Origin of the sequence: Bradyrhizobium sp. PRIMUS42, from assembly GCF_023006515.1 — a bacterium.
Lineage (GTDB): Bacteria > Pseudomonadota > Alphaproteobacteria > Rhizobiales > Xanthobacteraceae > Bradyrhizobium.
In genome coordinates this window covers 1-5,644 of sequence record NZ_JALBGZ010000424.1, presented here as the reverse complement: position 1 = coordinate 5,644, position 5,644 = coordinate 1, and the positions used below count along the sequence as shown (strand labels likewise).

The following is a 5,644-nucleotide window of genomic DNA, read 5'->3' as shown; positions in this document are numbered from 1 at the left end:
GGCCGCGGCCGTTCCAGGCGCAAGTCCGACGGCGACCGCACCGGAGATGCTCTTGGCCGCCGCGCTCATATCGGCGCGCGCCTGCTCGCATTGACGCAATATGAGCTGTGCGTGGCGATACAGCACCTTGCCCGCTTCCGTGGGCACGACGCCGCTTTTGGTGCGCACCAGGAGCTGCTGGCGGACCTCGCCCTCCAAGGTCGCGAGCTGCTGGCTGAGCGCCGGCTGCGCGACGTGGAGCACATCGGCGGCCTGCGTCAGGCTGCCGACGTCGACGATCTTCACGAAATACTGAAGACGCCTCAGATTCACCTTGTCCCTCGGACCGATCGGCGCACCGGCCTGCTCGGCTGCGCGGCATTCAACGGGGCGCGGAGGAGAATCCAACCATAAGATATGCCTATCAGGCCAGATTGAACTCGTGTTGGTCAGCGCCGGCGGCTGTCTTTAGCGTCGCACCTCTCCAGACCGGGGTCAATCGCCATGAACCGTCCTCGTATTTCCGCGCGCGTGAGACGCATCAAGCCTTCGCCCAGCACTGCCGCTGCCGATCGGGCGAGCGCGCTCAAGCGAGAGGGCAAGAGTATCGTCAGCCTCGTGGTCGGCGAGCCGGATTTCGACACGCCCGCGCATATTCGCGCCGCCGCCGTCCGGGCGATGGAGAAGGGAGAGACGCGGTACACGGTGCTCGCCGGCACGCCTGAGCTGCGTCAGGCGATCGCCGCCAAGCTGAAGCGCGAAAACGGTCTCATCTACGACCCCGCGGAGATCGTCGTCACCAACGGCGCCAAGAGCGCGATCTACAGTGCGCTCGAGGCGACGCTCGAGGCCGGCGACGAGGTGATCATTCCCGCGCCCTACTGGGTATCCTACCCGGACATGGTGCTCGCCTGCGAGGGGATACCCAAGATCGCCGCCTGTCCGGAAAGCCAGGGCTTCAAGATCTCGCCGGCCCAGCTCGAGGCGGCGATCTCGGAGAAGACGCGCTGGCTGTTGATCAACTCGCCATCGAACCCGACCGGCGCAAGCTATTCCGCAGCGGAATATCGCGGGATTGCCGAGGTTCTCGCCCGCCATCCGCATGTGCTTGTCATGACCGACGACATTTACGAACACATCCGTTTCGACGGCGAGAGAACGCCGCATCTGCTCAACGCCGCGCCCGAACTGCGTGAACGCGTCCTCGCCGTCAACGGCGTATCCAAGACCTATGCGATGACCGGCTGGCGCATCGGCTGGATCGCCGGACCCGCGGACCTCATCGGCGCGTTGAACACGCTGCTGTCGCAGTCGTCGGGCAATGCCTGCTCGATCAGCCAGGCGGCGTCGGTCGCGGCGCTCACCGGCGACCAGAGCTTCGTCGGCGAGACCGTTGCAACCTATCGGGCGCGTCGCGACCTCACGCTGGCGCGTATCAACGCCATCCCCGGGCTGAGCTGCCGGCCGCCCGACGGCGCCTTCTACCTCTACGTCAATTGCGCAGGCCTGATCGGGCGGACGACGCCGGTCGGGACTCGTCTCGAGAACGACGGTGACGTCGTGATGTACTTGTTGGAGGCGGCCGGCGTGGCCCTCGTCAACGGTGCCGCCTACGGTCTGTCGCCATTCTTCCGTGCATCGATCGCGACGTCGCAGACGGCTCTCGACGAAGGCACGGATCGCATCGCCCGCGCGGTTGCCGAACTGCGCTAACCTGCAATCGATCGAAAGCACACCGCCATGGCCGGAATCGTCAGAAACCCCTCCGCTCCCCAGGTCGACCCGTCGACCATCGCCAAGCTGCGGACCATCGCGGTGGCGCTGCTGAGCGATCAACTGCACCGCAACTGCGGCAGTATCGGTCTTCGGCCCTACCATTCGCCCGCCCCGATGGCCGGCACCGCGGTGACCGTGAAGACGCGCGGCGGCGACAACCTGGCCATTCTGCGCGCCTATGATTTCTGCCGGCCCGGCGATGTCATGGTGGTCGACGCCGGCGGAGACACCACCAACGCGCTGGTCGGTGGCATCATGACGTTTGCGGGCGCCTCGCTGGGCCTCGCCGGCATGGTGCTCGATGGCGCCATTCGGGACGCAGCCGAAATCGGCACACGAACTTTTCCGGTTTATGCCCGCGGCGTGAACCACCGCGGCCCCTACAAGGACGGGCCGGGAGAGATCAACGTGCCGATCACGGTTGGCGGCATGGTAGTCAATCCGGGCGACGTAATCGTCGGCGACCAGGATGGGCTCCTCGCCTTCCAGCCCGCTCTTGCCGCGAGCGTCATCGAGAAGGCGCTGGCTCAACACCAGAAGGAGGAGGCGACGATGCAGGCGATTCGCGAAGGCCGCTGGGACCGCTCCTTTGTTGATGCGCTGGAAGCGCGGTGCGCGAACTAAAGGGCTTTTGTTCTATTGAGAATTGCTCATCGCGCGTTCACGCCGGGAGGACCGGGGTCGGCCGCGCTCAGCGCAGCGCAGATGCGCGCCGTTCGTTTCCGACGCGAGCAAGAAAGAAGCGCTCAAGGGCTGCGTCGCTCGAGGCGTTCGATCCGCGGACTTGGCGGCAAGAGTTTGCGTTGGCCGGCGGAAGGTGCTGTCTTGGGTCGCTATCACGTCCGTCGTGCCAGACCAACCCCTCGCGGAGCTTGAATGTATAAGCGAGCTTGTCGTCCGAGATCGTCCACTCCGCCATCTGCGGCTGAGGCTGAAAATTCTCATCGGCGGCGACCAGCGTGTCGTAGACCATGTAGCCATGGTCGCGGGAAATGTAGGCCGTCGACGTGATCGGATCGATCAGACGCAACGGCGCATGCATGACCGCCCGGATGGTTTTCGGCGGCGCCGCCGCGGCAGGAATCGAAGCCCCGATCAGTGCGGCCGTTGCGCCGATCAGAGCCTCGCGGCGGGTGAGGCGTCCGAAGGACGCGTGCGCGGCAGAACGGCGAGAACTATCCATGTTGCGCTCCTATGAGGCCGATGCCTTCCAGACGATAGGCAAGTCTATGAAGGGGGGACCGCCTTTGGAAATTCAAATTACAGGGCTCGATCTATCGGAATAAGCGATAGGAATAAAAGAGGGGCAGGTGCATTGCGGCATGACCGCAAGGCTGAAGCGGCTGCCTCACACCGCCAGAGCCATCCCTCCGCCACCAGGATCCGCCGCTCCATCTAATCTGCCCTCATCTCCACACAGGATTGCGTGGACCTTGGCGACCGTGAAACTCTGCGCCGATCGCGCAATTTGGTACCCTCGGGCTGCTACCGCATCGCAAACATAGGCGGGAATCCGGGCGCTCAAATCGATCACTTCGCCGGGCGCCGAGAATCTCGGCGCCGCGACCGCATCCGAAATCGACATACCGTGGTCGACGACATTGAGAATGACCTGAAGAACGCCCATCGGAATATGCGAGCCCCCGGGCGCCCCCAGCAGCATCCGCAATCGGTTTCCGGCAAACACCATGGCTGGAGTCATGGATGTGACCCGGCGACGACGGGGTTCGAGGGAACGCGAATTGCCGGGCCGAGGATCGAACATTCCGATAGCTCCGTTGTACATGAAGCCCAGGCCAGGGGTGAGAACGCCCGATTGGGCCCCGAGCGAGTGGGTCATGGTGACGGCATTTCCCTGCCCGTCCAAGACAGACACGTGCGTCGTGGTCTTCGTCTCGCGATCCCCCACTCGTTCGATACGCACCCGCTCCCCTCGCTTGATCTCATCCGCCTCCTGCCGGCACACCCCGGCATCGAAGATCGCGGCGAGCTCCACCCGGTCATGCCGCGGTCTCCAATCAACGCCTCCTTTGCGAGCTGAGCACGCTTCATGACTTCCGCAATCGTGGTGATGTAGCCAGGCGTATTGTGTCCCATGGCACGAAGGTCGAAATGCTCCAATGTGCGCAGCATGCGCAATAGCATCACCCCGCTCGTCGGTGGTGGCAGCACGCTGACCTGGTGACCGCGATAGTCGGCCCACAACGGGGCCACGGGCTCCGTTTCATATGTCTCGAGATCGTCACGACGCAATAGGCCGCCGTTCCTTTCCATATCCTGCGAAATCGCATCGGCGATGCGTCCCGCGTAAAAACCGGCTGCGCCATCCCGGGCAATCGTCTCGAGCGTCGCACCGTAATCGGCATTGCGCACGACAGCGCCTGTTTTTAGCGCAGTTCCATCAGTTGCAAAGAACAGGTCCGCGTAAGCCGGCGTCTGGCGCAGACGATGAATGTTGTCGGCCCGGCCGGCATCATCGACGACGAACCATTGCTCGCGTACGGCCGGCGTGATGCGGTATCCGTTGACGGCGAGGCGCAGCGCCGGTTCGACGACATCCCCCCACGGCAATGTCCCGTAGCGACGGTGAAGCTCGTACCAGCCCTTTACGGCGCCCGGCACGGCGATCGACTGATAGCCGAAGTCGTTGACGTATCCCTTCAGCACGAACCCGAAGCCATCCGGGGTCTCGCGTTCCAGCAAATGGCTCCACATGCCGGGGACCACGGCAGCAGGCGCTTCAAAGAGGAAATTCAGACCATCATGAATGCCGCGGGCCGGAAAATAGACCTGGGCGCACCCATAGCCAGCCACATCGCCGTTCATCTGGTCGACCACGCCTTGCGCGTAGGCGCATGCAACAGCCGCATCCACAGCGTTCCCGCCGGCCATCAAGATGCGAGCACCAACCTCGACTGCATCGGGCTGCTCGGCGACCACAATACCCTTGTTCACGGCCCCACTCCCTAAGACAAACGCCGGATTTGATCCTCACATCTGTCCTGTTCGAGCGCATGCCAAATGTGTCGGGGCCACAGCGCAGATTCGCTGTTTGTTGGCGTCTCACCGACATCTCATGCCGGATGATCTGAAATACGGAGCTATGCTCGGCACGAAATAATCGGTGCAGCGTTTCGCTGGACAGAACCCATCACGCCTCTTAAGCGTGGCGATCCCCTGTTTCGATCGGCTCCGGCTCTGACCTGGATTGATCCCATCGTCCGTCCAGGCTTCAACGTCCCAGCGATCCGTGAAGCTTCGACGGCCAATGCAATCCGATCCAGGTCGTCTTCCGAAATCGCAAGTGACAGCGCCATCATGCCGCGCCGGGCGATTCAGATGCCCTCTTGCAACATGTGGAGATAGAACAGCTCGCGCAATCCGAGATTGGAAGCGGCGGCTGACCGGCCGTCGAAAACACCGTTTGAAAAACCGTTTTAGTTCGGCTCTCTCAAACGGTTTCTCTCGCTAAGGTCTTGATTTATATGGTGGGCGCACCAGGGCTCGAACCTGGGACCCGCTGATTAAGAGTCAGCTGCTCTACCAACTGAGCTATGCGCCCGAAGGCCGGTCAAAGCCTTGCGAGGCCGGTCGTTTAGCAAAGCGATCCGGGTCTGGCAAGCGATCGGACACAAGTTTTCCAAGGTTCTTCCACAGGCCCGGAAAAGCGAAAAGCCGCTGGATTCCAGCGGCTTCGCCAAGGTTAATCGTGGCAGAATCCCTGATGGCTCAGAGCCGGCCTTCGCGGTCGCGGTCCGGACCGCTGTCGCGCTCGAAACGGTCGTGGTGAAAATGGTCCATGCCGCGCTCCATCATCCGGTCCATGAAGTGGCGGTGCAGCGGGCCGTCCTCGCCGCCGCCGAACGGGCCGCGGTGGCGGGTCAGCACG

5 protein-coding genes, 1 tRNA gene and 1 pseudogene are annotated in these 5,644 nt (G+C 63.1%); 2 read left to right on the top strand and 5 right to left on the bottom strand.

Annotated elements, in window-relative coordinates; all coding sequences use genetic code 11:
- Positions 1-312 (bottom strand): LysR family transcriptional regulator (locus MOV75_RS25505; protein WP_247006807.1); only part of this gene is annotated, 312 nt, incomplete at its 3' end.
- A gap of 171 nt (positions 313-483) precedes the next feature.
- Between MOV75_RS25505 and MOV75_RS25500 the strand changes: the two genes are divergently transcribed.
- Positions 484-1,692 carry an aspartate transaminase gene (locus MOV75_RS25500; RefSeq protein ID WP_247006806.1) on the top strand — a complete coding sequence of 403 codons (1,209 nt, stop codon included), beginning with the start codon at positions 484-486 and terminating at the stop codon, positions 1,690-1,692.
- Positions 1,693-1,719: 27 nt separating this feature from the next.
- Positions 1,720-2,379 carry an RraA family protein gene (locus tag MOV75_RS25495; RefSeq protein ID WP_246917631.1) on the top strand — a complete coding sequence of 220 codons (660 nt, stop codon included), beginning with the start codon at positions 1,720-1,722 and terminating at the stop codon, positions 2,377-2,379.
- Positions 2,380-2,596: 217 nt separating this feature from the next.
- On the opposite strand, the pseudogene MOV75_RS25490 reads toward MOV75_RS25495, so the two are convergent.
- The 4 genes and pseudogenes from MOV75_RS25490 to MOV75_RS25480 all read right to left on the bottom strand — a co-directional run.
- Positions 2,597-2,797: pseudogene (locus MOV75_RS25490) on the bottom strand (ABC transporter substrate-binding protein); the annotation flags it as partial.
- Positions 2,798-3,103: 306 nt separating this feature from the next.
- On the bottom strand, positions 3,104-3,631 hold the full coding sequence (locus MOV75_RS42490; protein WP_309486770.1) for a gamma-glutamyltransferase: 528 nt from the start codon (positions 3,629-3,631) through the stop codon (positions 3,104-3,106).
- Positions 3,592-4,710 carry a gamma-glutamyltransferase gene (locus MOV75_RS25485; protein ID WP_309486769.1) on the bottom strand — a complete coding sequence of 373 codons (1,119 nt, stop codon included), beginning with the start codon at positions 4,708-4,710 and terminating at the stop codon, positions 3,592-3,594. The genes MOV75_RS42490 and MOV75_RS25485 overlap by 40 nt, the downstream gene beginning before the upstream one ends.
- A gap of 531 nt (positions 4,711-5,241) precedes the next feature.
- Positions 5,242-5,317: transfer RNA gene (locus tag MOV75_RS25480), tRNA-Lys, on the bottom strand.
- Positions 5,318-5,644 lie beyond the last annotated feature (327 nt).

Bases quoted from the DNA above. Each gene is read 5' to 3' on its own strand.
- MOV75_RS25500 (WP_247006806.1), top strand. From the start codon at position 484: ATGAACCGTCCTCGTATTTCCGCGCGCGTGAGACGCATCAAGCCTTCG.
- MOV75_RS25495 (WP_246917631.1), top strand. From the start codon at position 1,720: ATGGCCGGAATCGTCAGAAACCCCTCCGCTCCCCAGGTCGACCCGTCG.